This window comes from Mesorhizobium sp. M0771, from assembly GCF_040320155.1.
Taxonomy (GTDB): domain Bacteria; phylum Pseudomonadota; class Alphaproteobacteria; order Rhizobiales; family Rhizobiaceae; genus Mesorhizobium.
This window is the reverse complement of sequence record NZ_JAMYPC010000016.1, coordinates 59,170-82,037: the sequence shown is the minus strand read 5'-3', so window position 1 is coordinate 82,037 and position 22,868 is coordinate 59,170. Positions and strand designations below refer to the sequence as shown.

Here is a 22,868-nt window from a genome sequence, read left to right as displayed (position 1 = left end):
CGAAATCCGTGCCCGCTTTATGCGGCAAAACGATGTCGTCAGCCGGCTCTACTGGATGGAGTCGATCGAGCTTTGGGACGAGCCGAAATCGCCGAGCGTGCGGAACGACAGGTTGAAGCCGACATTCTGCGACACTTCCTTGGTGTTGATGTCGCGTGATTCCGAGTAAGTCATCAGGTAGGTGAAGCAGGAATCATTGTAGGCAAAGCCGACGCCGTCCTTGACCAGCACGCTTTGTTGCAGGTCGTAGGTGCCGGTGCCGAAGACGCGCCAGTTTTCGGCCAGGTGCGTCGAGGCGCCGAGCGTGACTTCGTGGCGATCGGTGGTGAAACCATAGAGCGGCTGCGCCTGGATGAAGGCGTATTTGGCGCTCAGCGAAACCGGCAGCCCGGAATAGGCGGCCTTCACCTCGGCACGGCGAACTTCGAAGGTCTGCTCGTCGAAGCGGCCGCTAAAAGAGCCGGAGAAGCCGCTGGGGCTGCTGAAGCCGATAAGGCCGACGTAGTCGGAGGTCGAAGTCTCCAGGCCGGAATCGGCGCCTGCATTGACCAGATCGGGTGAATCGAAGGAGTTGCGGCCGCCCAACTGGTAGGATTGGCCGAAGATCGCATTGGTGCCCCAGCCATTGTCATAGGCGCCGGAATAGCGGAAGCCGACATTGGCGCGGCTGCCGCCTTCGACGCGATCGTAGCCGGAGAACTTGTCGCGCTCGAACAGCGTCGTGGCGTCGAAGACGAAGCTCTGTGCATCCTCGTTGGGAACGGCGAGCCCGCCGACATACTGTTCGTTCGGGCGCATGAAGACCTGCGCCATCGGCTCGACGATATGGCTGGAGCCGGTCATCGAGAACAGCACCGGCCAGCGCATCTCAAGGCCGGCGGTCGCCATATAGCGGGCAAACGAGGATCTCATATCGGCGGTGGTGTCTATTCGATGATCGGCGGCCATCGCATCAATGGCAGCGAGCGAACTTGAGGATGCATTGAGATAGTCGACGTCTCCCTGCAGAGCCAGAAGCGGCGTCAGCTGCAGTCCGCCGTCGGTGGTGAAGGTGCGCTTCCATTCGGCTTCGGCGGTGAGACGGCCGGATTCACCCTCGATGCCGCGCACGCGCTGGACGCCCGAGTCTGGCGCATTTGGTTGATAGGGGACGAAATAGGCCTGATCGAGATCGTCGCGGCGAATGACTCGTGCATTGACGTTGAACGACAGCTGTCCGCCGGCCACCGACATGTCGGGAATGTAGGCATAATCGAGCGACGGCAACACCCAGGGCTGCTTGTCGCTGCGCGATGCGACGTTGCCGTCCGGTGTGTTCTCCTGAACCTGGAAGCGCATGGCGCGCACATCGAAATAATTGCGGTCGTTTAGGCCGGTCAGGTAGACCGACGATTGATGCACGGCGTCGTTGTAGCCTTCGATCGTATAGGTACGCGAAAAATTCTTGTCGGTCTGAAGCAGGATATCCCAGCCGAAGTCCCAGCGCGGATTGATGGCGAACTGGCCCTTGGTGCCCATCATCCCGCGGAATTTGTTCGGATCGCCTGCTGGCCCCGAATTGACATTGTAGCCGCCGGGGAAAGCCGCGAAATCACGGAAAGCGCCAGGGTCCTGCTGGTTGATTCCGGCAAGCTTCAGCGTGTATTGGCCATTGTTGAAGCGCTGGCGCCACTCGGCCTCGCCGAGGAAACCCTGCTTGGTGTAGCCGCTGCCCGTAACGGTGAGGTCATAGGTCGGCGACAGGGCAAAATAGTAGGGGACTTTGACGCCGACGCCGAGACGGTTGTTGTAGCCGATGCTGGGGATCAGGAAGCCGCTTTTGCGCTTGACCGTAGGGTCGGCGATCTCGAACGCCGGCAGATAAGCCAGCGGGAAGCCGAAGAATTCGAAATTCGCGTTCTCGAAGCGAACCGTCTTCTTTTCGCCGTTCCAAATGATCTTCCTGGCTTTGATCCGCCAGGTCGGCGCCTTGTCCGGCTTGTCTTCGCAAGGCTCGCAGGCCGTATAGACGCCGTTGTGGAACGTTGTCAGCACGCCGCCCATGCGCTCGGCGCTTTCGGCGGCGAAATAGGCTTTTTCGGGCGTTTCGACGCGCAGCGCATTGACGAAACCGTCAGCGAAATCGTCGGTAATATCGATATGCTGCGAGTTGATCTTGGTGCCGTCGCTGTTGACGATCTCGACATTGCCGCTGGCAACCAGCCGCTTGGTGTTTCGATCATAGACGACGCGTTGGGCGACGAGCTTGTTGCCGCCATAGTCGATCTGGACGCCGCCGATGGCGGTGACCGTCTGGTTGTCGTTGTTATAGACGAGCGTGTCTGCCGCCAGCAGCATCTGGGAGCCGGAAGGAACCTTCGTTGCCACGTCGGTGACGTCCTGCGCCAGCGCAGGAGCCGTCAGCACGCCGCAGGCGAGCAGGCATGCCAAGGCGCTCGCCGAATAGAGGCGCGCCAAACCGGCCTGCCTATGGCTGCGCAAAGCCGCCTCCCTCACTAGCCGTCTTCCTTGTATAGCAGGAATGTCACCCCAAAGAACATAGCCACGACAACCGGAACCCATGCAGCCACGGCTGTGGGCACGAATCCCGCCACGCCGAATGCCTTGACCAATACCGAAACGACATAAAGCAGAAAGCCGGCGAGGACGCCACCCAGAATCATCGTTGCCGACTGCCCCATCCTCGCAAATCGCATTGAAACTGTTGCCGCAATCAGCGTCATGGCCACAAGCAGGAACGGTAATGCCACCAGCGAATCGAACTGCATGGCGAAGGCATTTGCCTTGAGGCCGAAGGAGCGGGCAACCTCAATCTTGCCGGGAAGGTCGTAAAACGGGATGGTTTCGGGGCGCGCCAGCCGTTCCTGCACGAATTCCGGCTTGAGGTTGGTCGGCAACTGGTCGGTCGTTTCGGAACGGATGTTGCCGTCCTTGAACACCTTGACGTCCTGCAATTCCCAGTAGCCGTCGCGCAGAAAGGCCCGCGCGGCGTCCTTGCGCTCGACGATGTTGCCCTGCGGATCGAGGACGAAGAACACGGTGTCGGCCATTTCCAGGCCCTGGTTCAGGATGGCGCGGGCGCCGATGATGGTGTCGCCCGAGTTGGTTTTCTGGCGGATCCACGGCGTGGCATCGGCCGCCACCGCGTTCGAATTGCCGGATCGCAGCTGGTTTTCCATCTGCTCCGACCATGAGAAGCCATGCGCGGCGATCGGATTGAGCACGCCGACCGACAAAATGCCGAATAACAGCGCACCGATGCAGCAGGGCAACAGAAACTGCCAGGCCGACACTCCGGCCGAGCGCGCAATCACCAGCTCGTATTTGCGGTTGAGCGACACCAGCGTCGCCATCGCCGAGAACAGGCCGACGAACGGCACCGTCTGCAGCATGATCATCGGCATCCTCAGCGCCGAGATCGCGACCGCCGTGCCGTAGGTGAAGCCCGGCAGGCCGGTGATGCGGCCGGACAGCTCGGTGAAGTCGATCAGGAACACCAGCGCCAGAAGGCCGATGAAGAACCAGATCGTGATCGACACGTAGCGAAAGAAGAAGTAGCGGCCCAGGGTCCAGCCCATCGTCAGGCTCCCTGGCCGGATGTGTAGCGCCGATTGAGGCGCAGCTTGAGCGCCGTCCAGCCATCGCTGACGCGGCCGGCGAAATTCGTCATCCAGTCGGCCCAGCTGCCGGGCAGTTCCATGCTTCGCGAGGTGACGATGAACCAGATGGCGACCGCCGAGGCGATGACCGGCACGCCATAGACCATATAGGCGTATTGCGGGATCTTGTCCGCCTTGCCGGCGGCAAAGAAGCCCAGCCAGCGCACGAACAGCGCAATGGCGATGGCTGTGATCAGCGGGTGGATGCGCGCCTCGCGGTGTGAGCGCGCATCGCCTGCGACCGCCAGCGCGATCAGCGCGAACACCAGCGAATAGGACCATTCGGAAAAGCGCTGGTCGAGCTCGGCCTTGTAGGCGCCGGGCCTGCGCTGGAAGATCTTGTCGTTCGGATCCGGGTTGAGCAGGTATTGCGTCGTTCGGTCCTTGGGCAGGAGCATGATATCGTTCGCCGCCGACATGAAGGCGGAAAGGTCGAAGGCGTAGGACGTGAAGCGGATGACCGACAGATCGCCGGTCAGCGTCTTGCGATGAATGACGCCGTCATTCATCATCAGCACCTTCTCATCACCCTTTTCGACGACGCTGCCGCTCTTGGCATAATAGACCAGATTGGCGCCTTCCTCGCGCGAATCGGCCACGAAGATGCCGCCAAGCCGGTTGTCCGGCAGCCGCTCGCCGATCTGCAGGAACAGTCCGTCGTCGATCTTGCGGAACGTGCCTTCCTGGATGATCAGCGACAAGAGATCGGCGCGCGAGGATGCGATCAGCTGGCGGTTCTTCTGCCTGGCATAGGGTTCGACGCCATTGTCGACCGCGAAGGAAAAGACGCTGGCCGCCAGCGCGATCAGCAGGACCGGCCGCACAATCGTCCAGCGCGAGGCGCCGGCGGCGTTGATGACGGCCAATTCCGAATCGGAGTTCATGACGCTGAGCGTCTGGGCCACCGCCACCACCAGGGCGAATGGCACCACGATCGGGATGATGGTGGGGATGATGAGGCCCGCGACCTCGAAAAAAGTCAGCGCCGATTGGCCACTATCGGTGACCAGGTCGATGCGGGCAAGCACCTGCGTCGTCCAGACAATGGCCAGCGTCCAGATCAGCGCAGCGAGAAACACCGCCAGTGCGCGACGCATGATGTAGCGTTCAACGACCTTCATGTAAGGCTTTTCTCGATTTGCCGAACGGCATCATGCCCGCCGACAAGGTAGTCGTCCGGCTGCGGCTGTACAACTGGGTGCGTTTGGCCATTTCTTTCAGGCGGTTCGATCCGATTCTCCGTCCCACAACGCCCGTCCCGCAGGCCGGAGTGTCGGCGGCAATGGATAAGAAAGGGAGAACATCGATGGTTAACAACAGGTTGCGGCAGGAAAGCGGAGCCGTGCCGCGACGAATCGTTATCGATTCCGCTGCGCATATGAGCCCTGATTCCGGCAAAGTCTTGCCAAATCAAGGAAAACGACCAAATGTCGCGCATCTTCCCTGAGAATGCATTTTTCCTGAAAATCTGAGCCGTTTCCCGAAAGCAGGACCTGATGACTTTGAGACCATTGATCGCCTTCGCCAAATTTGCCGCACCCAAAAAGGGCAGCATCTTCGTGCTGGCGGCCGACGATGGTGGTCTTGGCGAACCGGCAAAGGCCTGCGACCCGGCAGGAACGCTGGCGCGGGCGTTTCCGGTGGCGGAGTTTTCCGGCAAATTCGCCGGTGTCGTCGAAGTACTGGCGCCGCAGGGAACATCGCTCGACCGACTGGTGGCGGTCGGCGCCGGCAAGGTCGCCGGCCTCGATGACTTTGCCTGGCTGAAGCTTGGCGGCACCATCGCCGCGTCCCTGCGCAAGGCAGCGGAGGTGGCCGTCATCCTCGATGTGCCGGGCGCAAAGATTGGCGGCAGGCAAGCGGCGAACCTTGCCGCCGGCATCATTCTTCGCAGCTACTCCTTCGACAAATACAAGACCAGGAAAGACAAGGACGATGCCGAGCCGAAGAAACCGGTCAAGGTGACCATCCACACCGCCGATCCTGCCGCGGCGAAAAAGGCCTTCGCCGACGAGGTTGCGGTCATCGACGGCGTGCTTCTGGCGCGCGACCTTGTCAACGAACCGGCCAATACGCTCGGCCCGATCGAATTCGCCGCCCGCGCCAAGGAACTGGAAGCGCTCGGCGTCGAGGTCGATATCCTCACCGAGAAGGAAATGAAGAAGCTCGGCATGGGCTCGCTCCTCGGTGTCGCGCAAGGCTCGCCACGCGGCGCCCGGATGGCTGTCATGCAATGGAAGGGCGGCAAGGCCAAGGACGCACCGGTCGCCTTCGTCGGCAAGGGCGTCACCTTCGACACCGGCGGCAATTCTATGAAGCCGGCCTCGGGCATGGAAGACATGAAGGGCGACATGGGCGGTGCCGCGGCCGTCATCGGGCTCATCCAGGCGCTGGCCGCGCGCAAGGCCAAGGCCAATGTCGTCGGCATCGTCGGGCTGGTGGAAAATGCCGTCGACGGCCATGCCCAGCGCCCCGGCGACATCGTCACCTCGATGTCGGGTCAGACCATCGAGGTGCTCAACACCGACGCCGAAGGACGCCTCGTTCTGGCCGACGCGCTGTGGTATTGCAACGACCGCTTCCAGCCGAAATTCATGGTCAATCTGGCGACGCTGACCGGCGCCATCATGGTCGCGCTCGGCCAGCATTATGCCGGCCTGTTCTCCAACAATGACGAACTGTCGGACAGGTTGACGGCGGCCGGCCAGGCGACGCAGGAGCGGCTGTGGCGCATGCCGCTTGGGCCCGAATACGACAAGCTGATCGATTCCAAGAACGCCGACATGAAGAACATCGGCGGCCGCTATGGTGGCGCCATCATCGCCGCGCAGTTCCTGCAGCGGTTCGTCAAGGAAACGCCGTGGGCGCATCTCGACATCGCCGGCACCGCGATGGGCTCTCCGCCGAGCGAGATCAACCAATCCTGGGGTTCGGGCTTTGGCGTCAGGCTGCTCGACCGGCTGGTGCGCGACAATTACGAGGGATAAGGCAGGGCATGGCCGATGTCCTGTTCTACCACCTGACCGAATCGACGCTGGAGGATGCGCTGCCCGGCCTGCTCGAGCGCAGCATCGATCGCGGCTGGCGAGCCGTGGTGCAGACCGGCACCGAAGAGCGGCGCGACGCGCTCGACCAGCATCTGTGGACGTTCAGGGACGATTCGTTCCTCGCGCACGCGACCGACCGTGAAGCCCATCCGGCCGAACAGCCAATCCTGCTCACCACAAGCGACGGCAACCCCAACCAGGCGCAGATACGCTTCCTCGTCGATGGCGCCGCTCCCGCCGATCTCGCCGGCTACGAACGCGCCGTGTTCCTGTTCGACGGCCACGATGCGGCCCAGGTCGAAGGCGCGCGGATGCATTGGAAGACGTTGAAAGAGGCCGGCCACGCGGTCACCTACTGGCAGCAGACGCCGGACCGGCGCTGGGAGCGCAAGGCGTAAGCGCTTTGCCGGCGCGTCTTGAAAACGACGCTGTTGTCGCCGAACGATCCGACTTAGGAATTGCGAAAAGCGCAACTCAAGCGGCGGGCTGAGAATGCGGATCAGGATCATCGGAACGGGGCGGGCCGTGCCGGCTCGATGCGTGACGTCGCGCGCCCTCGATGCGCGGCTGGGGTTTGGCTATGGACATTTCGAGGCCGCGACCGGCATCATCGAACGCTATGTCTGCGAGGCCGAATCGCAGGTCGACCTTGCTTGTGCCGCAGCCCGTCTGGCGCTTGCCGATGCCGAACTTGAGGCAGGCAGTGTCGATCTGGTCATCGGCGGTTGCGGCGTGCCTTACCAGCCGTTGCCGTCGACGGCTCCGCTGGTCATGCAGCGCCTCGGCCTTGCCGATGGGTCGGCGGCCGCCTTCGACGTCAACAGCACCTGCCTCGGCTTCCTCACAGCGTTCGAGACCGCGTCGCGCCTGATCGAGGCCGGGCAATGCCGGACGGCGCTGGTGTTCTCGTCTGAAATCGCCTCGCGCGCCCTGCCGTGGCAGGACCAGCCGGAAATTGCGGCCCTCTTCGGCGATGGCGCGGCGGCCGCCGTGCTGCAACAGGCCCCAAGCGAGGGTCGGGTCGCGGCCAACCTGATGCGCACCTACCCTTCCGCCTATGCGGCCTGCAGCATCGGCTCCGGCGGCACCCGGTTCGACTTTCATCGTGAGCCCGAGGAATTCGCCCGCCACAGCCTGTTCCACATGGAGGGTAAGGAACTGTTTCGCGTTACGTCACGCCATTTCAACGGCTTTGTAGCGGAGTTGCTCGATCGCGCCGGCTGGCGGCACGACGATGTCGACCTCGTCGTGCCGCATCAGGCAAGCCCTTTCGCGCTCGCCCACATGGCGCGCCAGACGGGCTTCGCCAGGGAAAAGCTCGTCGACATCGCGGCGCGCTACGGCAATCAGATCGCCGCTTCCATCCCCTTTGCGCTCGACGTCGCGCGCCGCGAACAACGCATTGTGCCCGGCGCCAAAGTGCTGTTCCTCGGCACCTCGGCCGGCGTGTCGTTCGGCGGCATGGCGCTGGAAGCATGACCGTGGGACGCGTCCTCGTCACCGGCGCTAGCGGCTTCCTCGGCGCGCATGTCATGGCGCGGCTGGCTGCACTGGGCACACCGGCGCTGGGTCTTGGCAGGGACGCCAAACGCTGCGCGGCGCTCGAAGCCGCTGGTCATCGGGTCGTTCGGCTCGATTTGTCTCAACCATTCGATGCAGCTGCCGCGCGCGCTCTCGACGGCGTCGATGCGATCATCCACTGCGCGGCACTTTCCGCGCCCTTCGGCAGGTTGGCGGATTTCCAGACGGCAAATGTCACAGCTACCCGCAACCTCAGCGATTTCGCGCGCGGGCAAGGCGTGCGCCGCTTCGTCCATATCTCCAGCCCGACGGTCTGTTTCGCCTATCGCGACCAGCTCGGAGTTTCCGAGAATGCGGCCTTGCCCCCTCCGGTCAACCACTATGCCCGCACCAAGCGGCAGGCCGAGGAGATCGTGCTGGCGGCGCCTGAGATCAGCCCGGTGGTGCTGCGGCCGCGCGGCCTCTACGGTCCCGGCGACCGCACGCTGCTGCCGCGTCTGCTGCAGGTGGCACGGCAGCGCCCGCTGCCGCTGTTTCGCGACGGCAAGGCGCGCATCGATCTCACTTATATAGAGGATGTCGTCGATGCGGTGCTTGCCGCGCTGTCCGCCGGCAGCGCTGCCGAGGGACAGATATTCAACATCTCCGGCGGCGAAGTGGTGCCGGTCCGCCGCATTGCCGAGGCGGCCTGCGCCCGCGCCGGCGTGCAGCCGCGCTGGCGCAGAATGCCGCTCTGGCCCGCCATGCTGGCGGCCGGGATAGCGGAGACGGTAGCGAATATATTGCCCGGCCGCCCGGAACCGCCGGTGACGCGCTACGGTCTTGGCCTGTTCGCCTATGCGCAGAGCCTCGATCTTTCCAAGGCAGGCCGCATCCTCGGCTGGGCGCCGAAAGTGTCGTTCGAGGAAGGGCTCGATCGCACATTCGGCAAGGCGATGGAAAGCAGGGGGGCAGCGTGAAGATCGTCTTCGCCAACAGCGCCTCTGTCGGCGCAGCCGAGCGCCTGATCCTGCGCGGCGGCAGCTGGGCGAAGGTCAGGCTACGTGTCCGCTACGGCCTGATCATGCATCCGCGGGCCGGCCCCGTCCTGATCGACACCGGCTACACGCCGCATGTGACACAAGGCAGTGGGCGCAGCACGGCGCTGCGTCTTTACGGTGCGATCCTCCGGCCCCAGCTCAACGAAGCCGAGCAGCCGCTCGCGGTACTGGCGCGCTTCGGCCTGTCTTTGCAGGATGTGCGCACCGTCATCGTCACGCATTTCCATGCCGACCACATGTCGGGCCTGTCGCTGTTTCCCAACGCTCGGCTTATCGCCAATGACACCGCCTGGGCGCGGGCGAAGGCCAAGACTTCCCTGCAGAATCTGCGCCATGGCGTCTTCAAGGAACTGTTCCCGTCTGACTTCGAGGCCCGACTCGACGGGCTGTCGTCGAAGCGGCAGGTCGAGCCGCGTGGCGGCGTACCGGGCGGCGCCGATCTGTTCGGCGACGGCAGCGTCATCGCAGTCGGTCTGCCCGGCCATGCCGATGGCCAGTTCGGCCTTTCGTTCCCAAATCTGGAGCGGCCGCTGCTCTACGCCGTCGACGCGCAATGGTTGTTCGCGGCCCTTGTCGAAAACCGAACTCCCGGTCTGCCGGCAACCCTGCTGGCCGAGGATGCCGCCGCGATCGAGCCGACCAGCGTAATGTTGCGCCGGTTTCTGGCGACCGGCGGCGAGGTTGTTCTTTGTCATGATCCGGCGGTGACGGCCTACGATCTGGCCGGAGAGAGCGCATGAACGGGCCGACGGAAGCGGCCCGTTCGTTTGTGTTGACGCAATGGCTCTCGCGCAAGAGCCGTGAGAATTTCGAACGCTGGCAAGGTCATGCCTTGCGCCGCTTTCTCGACCGCGACCTGCCGCGCGCGCCGTTCTACGGCAAGACGCCGCGTCATCTCGGCGATCTGCCGGTGACCGACAAGGCGACGCTGATGGGCAATTTCGAGCGCTTCAACATTCATGGCGTCTCGGCCGCCGAGGCCTGGAAGGCGCAGGCCGGCGATAGCCGCATTGGCGAGCTGACTGTCGGCTCCAGCACCGGCACGTCGGGCAATCGTGGCCTGTTCGTCATTTCCGAGGCGGAAAAATACCGCTGGCTGGGCACCATCCTGGCCAAAGCCGTGCCCGATCTGCTCTGGCGCCGGCAGCGCGTTGCGGTGATCCTGCCGCAAAACACCGGGCTCTACGATAGCGCGCGCAAATCGCGGCGTATCGACCTGCGCTTCTTCGATCTGACGCGCGGTCCGGAGAGCTGGCGCGGCGCTCTCGAAGATTTCGCGCCGACGGTGATCATCGCGCCACCGAAGATACTGCGGCACTTCGCGGCCGAGGGCTTTCGGCTCAAGCCGCAGCGTGTCTTCAGCGCCGCCGAAACGCTCGACCCGGTTGACCGGCCGGTCATCGAGGCATTCTTTGGTGGTCAGGTCGACCAGATCTACATGGCGACCGAAGGGCTGTTCGCCGTCACCTGCCGCCAGGGCGGGCTGCATCTGGCCGAGGATTCGGTGTTCTTCGAGTTCGAACCGGCCGGCGACGGCCTGGTCATGCCGCTGATCACCGCCTTTCGCCGCCGGACCCAGATCATGGCGCGCTACCGGATGAACGACTTGCTGCGGCTGTCCGAAAAGCCATGCCGCTGCGGCTCGCCGCTGCGCACGCTGGACGAGATCGTCGGCCGCATGGACGACGCTTTCCGGCTAGCCTCGCCGCACGGGCAGCTCCTCGTCACGCCCGACATACTACGCAATGCGGTGCTCAAGGCCGACCGGCGCATCGACGATTTCCGCCTGGTCCAGACCGCTGAAGATGCAATCGAACTCAGCCTGGCCCCCGGGCTTGCCGACGAAGCCGCCACCGCCGCCCATCAGTCCGTGCGCAATTTGCTGGCGGCGCGCCAGGCGACAGCTTCGGTCAGCCTTGTTCGCAGGGACCTGCCGTTGGAGACCGGCCGCAAACTGCGTCGGGTCGAATGCCACCTGGGAGCGGCATCATGAACCGGCTCGCTATGTTGCCACTCGATCAGACGAACCGGGTAGAAAACAACCCGCGTGAGGTCGAAGCCTTCGTTCAGCTTTTCAACGAGGTGCCGGTGCGCGACCTCGTGCGCAATCTGACAGTGGCTGTCGAAACCTTCGAGATCGCCGGCCGCTCCTTTCCGCTGACGCTGAACGACAGAAGCGAAGCGCCGAACTGCTACATCTGCTGCCCGTCCAGCGCCTATGTCGACTATGCCATCGACGAGATCCGCAATTTCGTCTCCTCGCCCTTGCTGCAAAAAACGATGCGGATGCTGATCGGCCTGTGCGCGCCGCTGGTCAGGATGAGCGGCCTTGACCATCAGGTTCAGGTCAACAACTGGCTCTATTCGACCAATCCGGTGCCGCTGCTCGATCGCAACGCGGTCGCGGCGATGCGCGACGATCTCACCGCGCGTTTTCCCGATCGCGCTGTTCTCATCCGCTCCCTGAACGAGATCGCCGATCCGTCGACAATCGCAGCGCTGAAGGCGGAGGGTTTTCGAATGCTGGCGGCGCGGCAGATCTACATCTTCGCAGGCGACGGTTCGGCCATGACCAACGACATGAAGCGCGACCGCAAGCGGCTGCCCACGACGCCTTTCGAGCAGGTCGGCAATGGCGACTTCACCGAGGCCGACTATGCGCGCGCCGAAGCGCTCTACCGGATGCTCTATCTCGACAAATACACGCCGCTCAACCCGCACTACACGGCCCGCTATATCGGCGAGACGCACCGTCGCGGCATCCTGCAACTGGCAGGCCTGCGTCGTCCCGGCGGTGAACTGGTCGCCGTCGCCGCTTTGTCTCAGAACGGCAGGACACTGACGCAGCCCATCGTCGGCTACGACACCGGCCTCCCGGTGAGCGAAGGCCTTTACCGCATGATGATGGCGCTGGCGCAGGATCATGCGATGGCGCACAGCCTGTTCTTCAACATGAGCGCCGGTGCCGCCGCCTTCAAACGCTTGCGCGGCGCCGCGGCGACGGTGGAATACAACGCCGTCTATGCTGCCCATCTGCCGCGCCGCCAACGCATGGCGGTGCGGATCATGGAATTTGTGCTCGCGAAGATCGGCATTCCCCTGCTCAGGAGATTTGAACTTTGAGCGACACCCGGCAGCAGAAAGACAAAGACTATTGGCAGGCGGTGATGCGGTCTGCCGACATCAAAGCCAAGCCGAAGCGCATCCTGTTCGACGGCGCGCCACTGGTGCTGTTCCGCTCGGCGAAAGGCATTGCCGCCCTCTTCGACCGCTGCGCTCACCGCCTGGTCGAACTCTCGACCGGCAAGGTCGTCGGTGGCGAGATCGAATGTCCCTATCATGGCTGGCGCTACAATGGGGAAGGGCGCTGCACCGCCATTCCCGGCCATGTCGGCGGCGTCCCGCATTACCGTATCCGCCGCTACAGCGCGATCGAGCGCGACGGCGTCGTCTTCGTCTCGGCAGGCACGCCTGAGGGCGAGCCCTATCTCCATTGCATGCAAGGCAAGGATGTCGTCGTGAAGCGGGTGCGAAGCTCGGCGCGATCGACGGTGCTCGACGCCGCCGAGAACATTCTCGACGCCACTCACACCCACTTCACCCACAAGGGTGTGCTGCGCGGCCTGACCGCAAAGCGCCATCTCGTGCGCGTCGAGGTGACCGGCGGCAAGGGCTGGGTCGAAAGCTGCTACACCGGCGAGGACCGCCAACAGGGGCTGGTCAGCCGGCTGCTGGAAGGCAAGCGCGCCAAGACCATCGGCCGCTACCGCCATCCCGGCATCGTCGAACTCGAATATTGGGGCAAGGGCGGCTTGGCGCTGGCGACCACTTTCCATTTGCGTCAGGCGGACGAACGGACCGTCGAAGGCGTCGGCTGGCTGATCGGCCCGCGACAGGGCCTGTTCGGCGAACTCAAGGCGCTTGCTTTCCGGCCGCTCTTTGCCTTTGCCCTGCAGCAGGATCGCCGTGTGCTGAAATCGGCCAGCGACAACGCCCGTATATCGCCGCAGGTTCAGCCGGCGATCGGCCCGCTGGATTTCCTGCGCCGCGACATAGCGGCGATCATCGACGGCAAGATGCCACCGGCGGCGGCAGAGCCGCGGGTGCACCAAATCGAGTTGTAATCTAAAGTTCACGGCACTTGATTCCAGTTCTGCTGTAAATTATAGTTCACGGATGATCGAAGTTCGATCCACTGACGAATTCCGAAAATGGCTCAGAGGGCTCACGGACATTCGCGCCGTAAAGAAGATCACCCAACGGATTGTCCGCGTTCAGGCTGGGCTGTTGGGAGACGCCAAGTTCTTCGATGGCATAGGAGAATTGCGCGTAGATTACGGTCCGGGATACCGCGTGTACTTCGTCCGGCGCGGCAACACGGTCATTATCCTGCTCTGCGGCGGTGACAAAGGCTCGCAGGACAGGGACATCGGAAAAGCCAGGAAAATGGCAAAGGAAGTTTGATATGACCCTCAGAACCACACCATTCGACGCCGCCGAATATCTTGATGATGCTGAGTCTCAAGCCGAACTGCTCGCTGATGCGTTCGAGACCGGGGACGCGACTTATATTGCGCACGCCCTCGGCATTGTCGCGCGCGCCCGCGGCATGACAAGCATAGCGAAGGACGCCGGCGTGACCCGAGAGGCACTCTACAAGGCGCTGAGCGAAAAGGGCGATCCGCGCCTCAGTACATTGCTGGGCGTAACCAAGGCGCTTGGCCTGCAATTGTCCGCAAAGCCAGTTATCCCGTTTAGGCAACCTTAGCAGGACTTACGCACTCAGCTGAAAACGGGAAGTTCCGCTTCAACTCGACTAGTCCTGCTCCGGCCCATTCCACTCGATATCGCGCGTCGACGCAGCCTGAAGGCTGATGCGCTGGCGCAGTGCTGTGCCGGCGATCTCGGCCAGCGTGCGCCACTGCGCCCGCTTCGGCGCCGGGTCGCCCGGCCAGTCGAGCAGCTCATCGGCATCGTGCATCGCCTGGCGAAAGCTGCCGAGACCACCGGAGCGCAGTGCCGCCGGCATCCCGTAGATCCACATCGCCAGCCTCACCGTCTGCGGCGCCGTCACGTCGGGCTTCACCTCGGCGCCATCCTCCAGCACCGCGTCGGCGAAGCGCCGCGGATCGCGAAAGAAGTGCAGGCCGCTCACGGCGCGCGGATTGCACTCCAGTGGCAGCACCCTGCCGTTGTTCTCGCGCATCAGGTCGAAGGATATCTGGCCGGTCCAGCCGGCGCCGGCGACGAAGGTTTCGACGAAGCGCCGCGCCGCGATATCCTCGACCGGCTCGAAACAGATGCCGGCGCCCTTGCCGGCGCGATAGAGCGAACGGTAGAGCGCCAGCGCTTTGAGTTCACCCTCGACCGCCACCGCATAGGCGCTGATCTCTTCACCGGCGATGTAGCGCTGCGCCACCCAAGGAGCGGCGGGCGAGGGGCGGACGGCGTCGAGTTCGTCCGGCGATGGCCGCAGCAGTACGTCACGGGCAAAACGTGACCACACAGGTTTGAACACCAATTCGCGCGATTGGCCACGAACGCCGTCGAGATCGGCCTCGCTTTGCAGCAGTATCGTTTCCGGCACGTCGAGCCCAAGGCTCTGCGCCAGCCGGATGAAGGCATGCTTGTCGTGAACGCTGGCGAGCATCGCCATCTCGGGTGCGAAGAGGCGGGCCGGCATGGCGCGGTGCTGCCAGAGACGACCGAGATAAAAGACTTCCTCGCAGGTCGGGATAACGAGTTCGATGCCTTCCGCGCGGACAAGCGCTTCGACCGCCTTGGCATAGGCGTCGGCGGCAAAGCGCGGCGGCAGCAGGCGATGGTAGGCGGCGCAGGCCGTGCTCGCTGCGGCGATCGGCCGGGCCGGGCTGTCGGCCAGGATCACCCGGCGACCGGCGCCATGCAGCAGCCGCGCCAGGTGCAGCGCCACCGGCGCGCGGGCACCGGTGATCAGCACGGTGCTATTGGGCATGAGCCACCGGCATCGGTTGGAAAAGACGAGTCGATGCTTCTGCGGAAGGCTTCATTCGCCATAAGTGCCACATGGCTTGCGTGCCGCCAACGGACTCCACAAAGGTGGCTCCGCTGCGTCAGCCATCGCTTTTTGGCCTTCGGGGCGTTATTGGCAATCTGTTGAACACCCGGATCTCCTCAATGCGCTTTCTGTTTGTCCTGATACTGCTTGCCGGCGCCGCCATTGGCTTCGTGTATCCCTGGGCCATGAGCAATTTCTCCGGCCACGAGATCGGCGCCTGGCGCGTCTACGACCAGGGACGGTTTAGGCCTGTGACGGTGACGCTGAAAGCTGGCGACGCGCCGGTCAGAGTGCTGGTCGACCTGACGGCGAGGGCCGAGCGCATTGTCTCGCAGCAGCGCACTGTGCTGACGCTGACTGCCGCCACAGCCGGCCGCACGGTGCTTGCCTCGACGCTGCAATTCAACCACGCCGACAATCCGCGCCAGGTCAGCCCGCAACTGCCCGACAAGATCTTTCGCGACGAGGCCGGCGTGATCGAAACCGTCAGTCCCGGCGCCTATCTCTTCACCGCCGGCCCGGGCGACGCCGACGATATCCCGATACGCGCAGTGGATCTGATACTGCGCTCCGGCGCCGGTGAGATCGATCAACGCGCACGGCCGGTTGGCTATGGGCTGATGGCCGTCGGCCTGATCGGCTTCCTGCTTACTCTGGCTTTCGGCGGTCGCCGGCCGGAGAACCCGAACTCGAAGCCGCCACCGCCGCGTTGGGGCAGAGGCTCCTCGACATGAGCGCGGCATGAACTACCGTCACGCCTATCACGCCGGCAATTTCGCCGACGTCGTCAAGCATGTCGTGCTCAGCCTTCTGCTCGACTATCTGAAGCAGAAGGACAAGGCGTTCCGTGTCCTCGACACTCATGCCGGCATTGGCCGCTACGATTTTTCGTCGGCGGAAGCGCAAAAGACCGGCGAATGGCAAGGCGGCATCGGCCGCCTCATCGACGCCCCGATCGAAAAATCGGCGGCTGCGCTGCTTGCCCCCTATCTTGAAGCGGTGCGTTCGCTCAATCCCGATGGCGGGGTGAAGAAATATCCGGGCTCGCCATTGATCGCCAGGCACCTCATGCGAAAGCAGGACCGGTTGTCGGCGATCGAACTGCACGGCGCAGATGCCGCCAGGCTGAAGACGCTGTTTGCCGGCGATTTCCAGACAAGGGTGATCGAACTCGACGGCTGGCTGGCGCTTGGCGCGCATCTGCCGCCAAAGGAAAAGCGCGGCCTGGTGCTGATCGATCCGCCGTTCGAGGAAGCCGGCGAATTCGACCGCCTCGTCGACGGCATGCAGAAAGCGCACAGGCGCTGGCCGGGTGGCATCTACGCGCTGTGGTATCCGATCAAGGATCGCAAAGCGATCATCGCCTTCCGCAAGGCGCTCAAGCAATCCGGCGTCCCAAAATTGCTCGACATCGAGTTCGAGATCCGGCCGGCATCGCGTGAACCAAGCCTCGACGGCAGCGGCATGGTGGTGGTCAACCCGCCCTTCACGCTGGAGCGCGAACTGCGCATCGTGCTGCCGGTCCTGCACAGATTGCTGGCGGTCGAAAAGCCGGCGCACTGGTCGCTGGAATGGCTGGCCGGGGAGTAGCGACGCTTCGCAGCGGGCGACGCCCGCGGCAAAGACACAAAGTCGCTAGAGGTTTTGACGGTGGCGCCATCCGCGAATGCTCAGCTGTGTTCAACGAACCGAAACCATGGAGATGCACATCTAATCGGCTCGGCGTTGACGCTAATCCCAGAATCCGAGAGATAGATATCTAATTATTAGATTTCGAATCGAATGCCAAGATCGACAGAAGAGGAACTGGTCAACGCGATAGGCTTCGCGATGTCGCGCTGGCAGGATGCCGTCGAAACGTTCGATGGGACCGTCGCCGAAATCTATGTGCTGAGCGCTGCCGGGCGCCGCTGTCTCGGCGCGATCAGTCACGGCCCGCGGCCGGCAAACGTCGTAGCGAGGGAGACAAATCTCACGCCGGCGGCGGTTACGACGTTGATTGACCGGCTGGAAAAGCGCGGCTTCGTCAGCCGCCAGCCGGATCCCGATGACAGGCGCAGGTCATGGTCGCGGCGGGCACCGAGGAACTCGTCCGGCGCTGCTACCATCCGATCCTCGAGGCGGGCGACGCATTGCTGGAGAAATATTCGGCGGCCGAGATGCAGTTTTTGCTCGGCTTTATCAAGAGGTCGAAGCGATGCAGAAGGCGCAGACCGAGAGGGTGCGCGGCAAAGCAAAACCGGTGCGTTGAGAGAAGGCATCGGAGGATGGTCCGGCGCAACGCCGGTCCGGTTTCAACTGTGTACTGTCAAGGAGACGCTATGCCCCGTATGATCTTCGTCAACTTGCCCGTCGCCGACCTCGCTGCGTCGATGGCCTTCTACAAAGCTCTCGGTTTCGACAACAACCCGCACTTCACCGACGACACCGCAGCCTGCATGGTGCTGAGCGAAACGATCAACGTCATGCTGCTCACCCAAATGGCGTCAGTTCACCGATCGCCCCATCCCACCGGCCACCTCGAGCGAGGTCATGCTTGCCGTGTCCTGCGACAGCCGCGCGGCGGTCGATGCGATGAATGAGGCGGCGGCTAAAAATGGCGGCGCCGCCGACATCAACGCCCCAGCAGGATTATGGCTTCATGTACAATCGCAGCCTGGCCGATCCTGACGGCCACGTCTGGGAAGCGATGTGGATGGACCCGGCCGCCATACCGCAGGGCGACGCCAAGCAAGGCTGAACCGGGTTTCGGCGGCCCGCCGGCCATGGGCAGGCCGCTTTTCCTAATGGGCAAGGCGAGCTTTTTCAAACGTCAGGACGTGGTTTCGCAGCTTCGCACCGGAAAAACCGGTTGCGGAGCGGGAAACCATCGGCAGCGCGACCGCTTGACCGCGCGCCGCCGAATCCGCAAAGTGGGCGCAGTCGACCTTTGAGAGGCTGCCATGACTCGCTTTGCCAAATCCGCTCTTGCTGCCCTGATTTCGCTTTGCACGCCGCTGGCCGCACCCCTCGGCCAGCCAGCGCAGGCCGCCGATCTTTCCGTCTATTCCGACGAGGACAGCGGCGTTTGCGGCGAGGCCTGGGTGCTAAGCAAGATCTCCAGCCGCTTCTCCTACCAGGTGCATCACGTGCCGCATCTGCCGGATGTTTCGATCACCGATTTCCAACGCATCCACCAGCATCGCTATCTCCCGGCCAGCGAAGAATGGCCGATCGGCCGCCGCTATTGCGGCGCCACCGTCAGCCTTTCCGATGGCCGCGCCCGCACCATCTGGTACTTGATCGAGGAAGGCCAGGGTTTTGCCTCGATCGGCGACAATGTCGAATTCTGCGTCTCGGGCTTCGACCGCTGGATGGTCTACAACGGCCGCTGCCGCGTCCTGCGCTAAGGTCGGATAAGAACCGCCGTTGAACCTGCTATCTCCCCGCAAGGGGGAGATCTGATGTCGCTCCGGTTTCGCCAATCTCCGAACTGCTGCCGCTGCCTCACATCGCCTTCCCACCAGATACGTAAGCGCAGATCAGCTCGACCAACTGCTTCTGCAGTTCCGGCAAGTCGAGCATGTCTCGCCGCGCGGCATTGTGGATGACGCCCTCGACCGCTGAGGACAGCACCCGGGCCACGGTCTCATTGTCCTTTCTGCGCCTGCGATATTGCGCCACCGCCGCCGTGTAGTGATCAAGATAGCGCGACTGGAACGAGGCATGGGCGGCGCGTGAGCCGCGATCGCCCGGCGCCTCGTCGAGCAGCACCTGATGCAGCGTCGGATGGATGCTGTGCGCATCGATCATGCCGCGCACCAGCTCCTGCGCGAATCGTTTGAGCGGCTTGTCGCCTTCTGTTGATTCGGCGATCACCGACAGCACCTGATCGAAATGTCGCCGGCGAATTGCTTCGACCAGCGACAGCTTGTCGGGAAAATATTGATAGAGCGAGCCGATGCTGACGCCGGCCGCATCGGCCACCTTGTTGGTGGTGAAGCCGGCCCAGCCGAGCGCGCTTAGAACATGAGCACCGGCTTCGATGATCGCCTCGACCGTCGCTCTCGAACGCGCCTGGCGCGGCTGCTTGCGCATGCGTGAGCGCGGCTTTGCAGTGCGAGTAGACATGTCTGCTCCAGCAGCCAAGAATATAGATAATATACTCACATTTTTTGCAAAGGATACAGACCATGGACGCGCTGGATTTGCTCCGCAGCCTCTTCGTTTATCAAGCCTGGGCGAATGGTGAATTGCTGCAGAAGCTTGCGGGCCTCGACCAGCAGGAGCATGTCGATCAGCGCCACACGGCGACCCGTCTCATCAACCACAACCTTGTCGTATCGAAGATATTCGCCGCGCATCTTTCCGGCACGCGTCATGGCTATGCGTCCGACAACACCGAGGACACACCGGCACTCGATGAATTGAGCGCTGATGTCGCTGCGGTGGATCGTTGGTATCTCGACTATATCGAAGCCGTCTCGCCAAAGGTCATGTCAGAGCCTGTGCCTTTCACCTTCACCGACGGCGACAGGGCGATGATGTCACGCCAGGAAATGCTGACACATGTCGTCACGCATGGCGGCTATCACCGCGGCGAGATCGGGCGGATCCTGATGCAGATCGGCATTGCGGCGCCGTGGGATACGTTTGCCGTCCACCTCCACCACGCCGAGCCTTCGCGCCGGCTGCAGGTGCGCGAACGGGTTGGCGCTTAGGGGCCCGCACCCGTTGGCTTCCAAGGGACCGCGGCTTCCCGGGAGGAGGATTCCCCGATCTTTCGTTTCCCATTTCCGTTGGGCATCTCTTGCGCCGAAGCTGGCGATCTCCCTTCTCGTCTGGGAAACGTCCAACACAACAGGCTGTCCCTTCAAGTACTGTCTTTCCTGGCTTCCATCCAACCACTTTCGATATACGAGTAAAAAGCTCGCGTTTAGTTTAGTGCTGTTCCTGCAACCGTGGGGATGAAGCAAGATCAGCCTCTGCGGTGCGATGATTGTTGCCATCCAATAGGCCGCCGATGACCGCGTGAGATCGACGGCGTTGCAAGAGAATGTGAGCTTGACGAGAAGAACGTGTGAGTCGCGATATCAGAGATTTCTCTCGCAACAGTTCGCTGCGAAGCGGGAAGATTTCTTGCCGATTTCTGTGCCGATCATTGCGATCATGCTCTCAGCGTAACCGAAACTTAATCTGCGAAATTCTATGTAATGCTTCGCTGGCTAGATACGCACGAGTCAGATATGCATTAGCTCGCCGGGTCACTCACGGCCATCGGCACAAACGCAAGGGGCATCGCATGGCAAAGACCACGACGAAGGCGCCGGCGGCGAAAGCGCCGGCAAAGAAAGCGGCACCGAAAGCTGCCGCGAAACCTGCAGCAGTAAAGAAGGCAGCACCGAAGGCAGCGGCAAAGCCGGCCGCCAAGGCAGCGGCAAAGCCGGCAGCTAAGGCAGTAGCAAAACCCGCCGCCAAGGCAGCAGCGAAACCCGCCGCCAAGAAGCCGGCCGCCAAGGCTGTGGCGAAGCCTGCTGCGAAGGCAGCAGCCAAGCCCGCCGCCAAGAAGCCGGCAGCCAAGGCAGCGGCAAAACCCGCCGCCAAGGCTCCGATGAAGGCCGCCGCCGCCAAGTCGACGGCAGCTGTGAAGAAGGCTGCACCGGCCAAAAAGCCAGCCGCCAAGAAGAAGTAACAGCGGACCATCTCAAAGCTCCCGGGAACTTTGCCGACTGGCAGATTCCCGGGAGCTTTTTTGTGGTGATTTAGGTCTTGTTTTGATGCATGTCGTTCTCTCGAAATTGACGCCACTTCTGTGAGACATGCATTGGCGATTTCATTGTCGGCGGATTGGCCGCCTGGTTTTGCCCTTCTGGCAGTTGCTCCCTCAGGGAAGATCGGCCAACACTAAGGCGGTCGCATCCGATGGGGTTCAGGCGACGCGCTCTAGACCTTTGTTTTACGCGCGTCGTTCTCAAGACCGGAGCCGCATTGTTGAGCGACATGCACTGGCCGTCCGAAAACAGGGAACCGATCATGCCGAAGCTGCTCTACGCGTCCTCATCCCCCTACAGTTCCAAGGTGCGCATGGCAGCACTCCATGCCGGCATTGCCGTCGAGCTGGTGCTGGTCAAGACCGAGGACAAGCCTGCTGAACTGATGTCAGCCAATCCCCTCGGCAAGATTCCGGTGCTGGTGCTCGACGACGGCCGCTCGATCCACGACAGCCGCGCGATCACTCAGCATCTCAACCGCGCTTCCAAGAGCCTGTTGTTGCCGCGCAATGCCGACAAGCGCCTCAAGGCCGAAGTGCTGGAGGCGCTGGCCGACGGCATATGCGACTGCGCGCTGTCGATGGTCTATGAGCGGCGCACGCGTCCGGAGGAGATGGTCTATCAACCCTGGCTCGATCGCCAGTGGACCAAGATCACCGCCGCACTCGATTTCCTCAACGCCAATCCGCCGAAGCTGCCGAAGAAGATCACGCTTGGCCAGCTGGCGTTGCGTGCCTGCCTCGGCTACCTCTCTCTGCGCTTCGCCGGCAAATGGGAAAAGGGCCGCGGCCGCCTGACCCGCTGGGCAGCGCGTTTCGATGAGAAGTTTCCGGGGCTGAAGGTGGCTGTGCCGGCCTGACGGGCGAAACAAAAAAAGCCGGGCGCGAGGCCCGGCTTTCTTGTGTCGTGGCTTGAACGACAGTTAGAACTTCATACCGACGCCGAAGGTGACGCGGTTGTCGCTCTCTTTGACCTTGGTGCCGACACTGTCGAAGCTCTTGGAACCGAAGTCGGTGTAGCGGTACTCGACACGGCCGAACACATTGTCGGTGATCTTGATGTCGGTGCCGACGCCGGCCGTCCAGCCGAGCATGGTGTTGCTGTCGCTGTCGCCGGGGACCGAGACCTTCTGGTTCTTCAGGGCGCCGCCGCCGGTGCCGTAGAGCAGGATTTCCGGGGTCACGGCGTAACCCAGACGGGCGCGCAGCGAGCCTTCGAAGCCGCCCTTGGAATTGACGCCGCCGCTGTCACCCTTGACGCCATTGTAGCCGAGATCGGCTTCAGCACCGTACACGAAGTTTTCCTGCTGCCACTGGTAGCCGCCGAAAACGCCGCCGACAAAGCCCTTGGTCTTGATGTCGGGGCCGCCGTCCTGGACTTTGGCATGACCGCTGAAGCCGTAGCCGGCGCTGAGACCGGCATACGGGCCGGCCCAGGAAGCGACGGGGAGCTCGGCGATCGGGGCCGGCGCCGGGGGCTCTTCCGAGACGACATCGGCAGCAAAAGCGGTACCGCTGAGGGCGAAGAGCCCGAGCGCAACCGCGAGCGGCGCGAATTTGAGATTGGTTTGCATTGTTGTTTACTCCTTAAGCCACAAGACACGTAGGCCTGTTTGTCCTGAGCGCCATCAACCCGTCCGGGGGGTGAAACGGATCTGGCACTCAACGGTTCCGAATGTCGTGTCAAAATGCGGCGGCAGCGAACCTGAAAATGGGTCATTCCCCGGCACGAATGAGGCCGAAGCTTGACGTTGCATCTTCGCAACAGCGAAATGTCAGTACGCAGGCGATGCTGCACTGCACTCGGCTTGGTGC

General features: G+C 62.9%; 24 protein-coding genes and 1 pseudogene. 19 read left to right on the top strand and 6 right to left on the bottom strand.

The window, feature by feature from the left end; translation table 11 throughout:
• Positions 1-48 precede the first annotated feature (48 nt).
• The 3 genes from NKI05_RS22675 to lptF are packed head-to-tail and all read right to left on the bottom strand — an operon-like array spanning position 49 to position 4,780.
• Positions 49-2,496 carry an LPS-assembly protein LptD gene (locus NKI05_RS22675; RefSeq protein WP_352793201.1) on the bottom strand — a complete coding sequence of 816 codons (2,448 nt, stop codon included), beginning with the start codon at positions 2,494-2,496 and terminating at the stop codon, positions 49-51.
• Positions 2,496-3,578: an LPS export ABC transporter permease LptG gene (gene lptG, locus NKI05_RS22670; protein WP_023695591.1), complete on the bottom strand. Its 1,083-nt coding sequence runs from the start codon at positions 3,576-3,578 to the stop codon at positions 2,496-2,498. Before lptG ends, NKI05_RS22675 begins: the two co-directional genes overlap by 1 nt.
• 2 nt (positions 3,579-3,580) lie before the next feature.
• Entirely contained in the window at positions 3,581-4,780 is a 1,200-nt protein-coding gene (gene lptF / locus NKI05_RS22665) for an LPS export ABC transporter permease LptF (RefSeq protein ID WP_023814937.1), read from the bottom strand.
• A 32-nt stretch (positions 4,781-4,812) separates the two neighbouring features.
• Between lptF and NKI05_RS22660 the strand changes: the two genes are divergently transcribed.
• The 11 genes from NKI05_RS22660 (at position 4,813) to NKI05_RS22610 (ending at position 14,035) form a co-directional block, all read left to right on the top strand.
• Entirely contained in the window at positions 4,813-5,106 is a 294-nt protein-coding gene (locus tag NKI05_RS22660; RefSeq protein WP_155929551.1) for a hypothetical protein, read from the top strand.
• A 49-nt stretch (positions 5,107-5,155) separates the two neighbouring features.
• The gene (locus NKI05_RS22655) at positions 5,156-6,646 is read left to right on the top strand and encodes a leucyl aminopeptidase (protein ID WP_023814936.1); all 1,491 of its coding nucleotides are present in this window, start codon (positions 5,156-5,158) and stop codon (positions 6,644-6,646) included.
• 8 nt (positions 6,647-6,654) lie between these two features.
• Positions 6,655-7,104, top strand: coding sequence for a DNA polymerase III subunit chi (locus tag NKI05_RS22650; protein WP_023814935.1), 450 nt, complete (start codon positions 6,655-6,657; stop codon positions 7,102-7,104).
• A 142-nt stretch (positions 7,105-7,246) separates the two neighbouring features.
• Positions 7,247-8,185 carry a 3-oxoacyl-ACP synthase III family protein gene (locus tag NKI05_RS22645; RefSeq protein WP_352793199.1) on the top strand — a complete coding sequence of 313 codons (939 nt, stop codon included), beginning with the start codon at positions 7,247-7,249 and terminating at the stop codon, positions 8,183-8,185.
• A complete protein-coding gene (locus NKI05_RS22640) occupies positions 8,182-9,186 on the top strand; it encodes an NAD-dependent epimerase/dehydratase family protein (RefSeq protein ID WP_031195192.1) in 1,005 nt (334 codons plus the stop codon). The genes NKI05_RS22645 and NKI05_RS22640 overlap by 4 nt, the downstream gene beginning before the upstream one ends.
• Positions 9,183-10,007, top strand: a complete 825-nt coding sequence (locus tag NKI05_RS22635) for an MBL fold metallo-hydrolase (protein WP_023814933.1) — start codon at positions 9,183-9,185, stop codon at positions 10,005-10,007. The genes NKI05_RS22640 and NKI05_RS22635 overlap by 4 nt, the downstream gene beginning before the upstream one ends.
• Entirely contained in the window at positions 10,004-11,260 is a 1,257-nt protein-coding gene (locus NKI05_RS22630; protein WP_023715075.1) for a F390 synthetase-related protein, read from the top strand. Before NKI05_RS22635 ends, NKI05_RS22630 begins: the two co-directional genes overlap by 4 nt.
• Positions 11,257-12,390 (top strand): GNAT family N-acetyltransferase, encoded by a 1,134-nt coding sequence (locus tag NKI05_RS22625; protein WP_023814931.1) that lies wholly within the window; start codon positions 11,257-11,259, stop codon positions 12,388-12,390. Before NKI05_RS22630 ends, NKI05_RS22625 begins: the two co-directional genes overlap by 4 nt.
• A complete protein-coding gene (locus NKI05_RS22620; protein WP_352793196.1) occupies positions 12,387-13,391 on the top strand; it encodes a Rieske 2Fe-2S domain-containing protein in 1,005 nt (334 codons plus the stop codon). Before NKI05_RS22625 ends, NKI05_RS22620 begins: the two co-directional genes overlap by 4 nt.
• A gap of 52 nt (positions 13,392-13,443) precedes the next feature.
• Positions 13,444-13,731 carry a type II toxin-antitoxin system RelE/ParE family toxin gene (locus NKI05_RS22615; RefSeq protein WP_023672746.1) on the top strand — a complete coding sequence of 96 codons (288 nt, stop codon included), beginning with the start codon at positions 13,444-13,446 and terminating at the stop codon, positions 13,729-13,731.
• Position 13,732: 1 nt separating this feature from the next.
• Positions 13,733-14,035 carry an addiction module antidote protein gene (locus tag NKI05_RS22610; protein ID WP_023814929.1) on the top strand — a complete coding sequence of 101 codons (303 nt, stop codon included), beginning with the start codon at positions 13,733-13,735 and terminating at the stop codon, positions 14,033-14,035.
• A 48-nt stretch (positions 14,036-14,083) separates the two neighbouring features.
• Here the strand turns inward: NKI05_RS22610 and NKI05_RS22605 are convergent, their stop codons facing one another.
• Positions 14,084-15,241, bottom strand: a complete 1,158-nt coding sequence (locus NKI05_RS22605; RefSeq protein WP_031205215.1) for an ATP-grasp domain-containing protein — start codon at positions 15,239-15,241, stop codon at positions 14,084-14,086.
• A gap of 182 nt (positions 15,242-15,423) precedes the next feature.
• On the opposite strand from NKI05_RS22605, the gene NKI05_RS22600 reads away from it, so the two are divergent.
• The 5 genes and pseudogenes from NKI05_RS22600 (at position 15,424) to NKI05_RS22580 (ending at position 18,693) form a co-directional block, all read left to right on the top strand.
• Positions 15,424-16,038 carry a hypothetical protein gene (locus NKI05_RS22600; RefSeq protein ID WP_023673461.1) on the top strand — a complete coding sequence of 205 codons (615 nt, stop codon included), beginning with the start codon at positions 15,424-15,426 and terminating at the stop codon, positions 16,036-16,038.
• Positions 16,039-16,045: 7 nt separating this feature from the next.
• Positions 16,046-16,894 (top strand): 23S rRNA (adenine(2030)-N(6))-methyltransferase RlmJ, encoded by an 849-nt coding sequence (locus tag NKI05_RS22595; RefSeq protein WP_023673460.1) that lies wholly within the window; start codon positions 16,046-16,048, stop codon positions 16,892-16,894.
• A 192-nt stretch (positions 16,895-17,086) separates the two neighbouring features.
• Positions 17,087-17,638: a MarR family winged helix-turn-helix transcriptional regulator gene (locus NKI05_RS22590; RefSeq protein WP_023814927.1), complete on the top strand. Its 552-nt coding sequence runs from the start codon at positions 17,087-17,089 to the stop codon at positions 17,636-17,638.
• Positions 17,626-18,044: pseudogene (locus NKI05_RS22585) on the top strand (VOC family protein). Before NKI05_RS22590 ends, NKI05_RS22585 begins: the two are co-directional and overlap by 13 nt.
• A gap of 202 nt (positions 18,045-18,246) precedes the next feature.
• Positions 18,247-18,693 (top strand): hypothetical protein, encoded by a 447-nt coding sequence (locus NKI05_RS22580; RefSeq protein ID WP_023673457.1) that lies wholly within the window; start codon positions 18,247-18,249, stop codon positions 18,691-18,693.
• 97 nt (positions 18,694-18,790) lie between these two features.
• Here NKI05_RS22580 and NKI05_RS22575 read toward each other — a convergent pair whose 3' ends face one another.
• Positions 18,791-19,414 (bottom strand): TetR family transcriptional regulator, encoded by a 624-nt coding sequence (locus NKI05_RS22575; protein ID WP_031205213.1) that lies wholly within the window; start codon positions 19,412-19,414, stop codon positions 18,791-18,793.
• Between the two features lie 62 nt (positions 19,415-19,476).
• On the opposite strand from NKI05_RS22575, the gene NKI05_RS22570 reads away from it, so the two are divergent.
• From NKI05_RS22570 to NKI05_RS22560, 3 genes are all read left to right on the top strand, one after another.
• The gene (locus tag NKI05_RS22570; RefSeq protein ID WP_352793193.1) at positions 19,477-20,004 is read left to right on the top strand and encodes a DinB family protein; all 528 of its coding nucleotides are present in this window, start codon (positions 19,477-19,479) and stop codon (positions 20,002-20,004) included.
• Between the two features lie 581 nt (positions 20,005-20,585).
• A complete protein-coding gene (locus tag NKI05_RS22565) occupies positions 20,586-20,975 on the top strand; it encodes a hypothetical protein (protein WP_023673454.1) in 390 nt (129 codons plus the stop codon).
• A gap of 341 nt (positions 20,976-21,316) precedes the next feature.
• Positions 21,317-21,913 (top strand): glutathione S-transferase family protein, encoded by a 597-nt coding sequence (locus NKI05_RS22560; RefSeq protein ID WP_023814925.1) that lies wholly within the window; start codon positions 21,317-21,319, stop codon positions 21,911-21,913.
• Positions 21,914-21,976: 63 nt separating this feature from the next.
• On the opposite strand, the gene NKI05_RS22555 is transcribed toward NKI05_RS22560, so the two are convergent.
• Positions 21,977-22,627, bottom strand: coding sequence for an outer membrane protein (locus NKI05_RS22555; protein WP_023673452.1), 651 nt, complete (start codon positions 22,625-22,627; stop codon positions 21,977-21,979).
• Between the last annotated feature and the right edge of the window lie 241 nt (positions 22,628-22,868).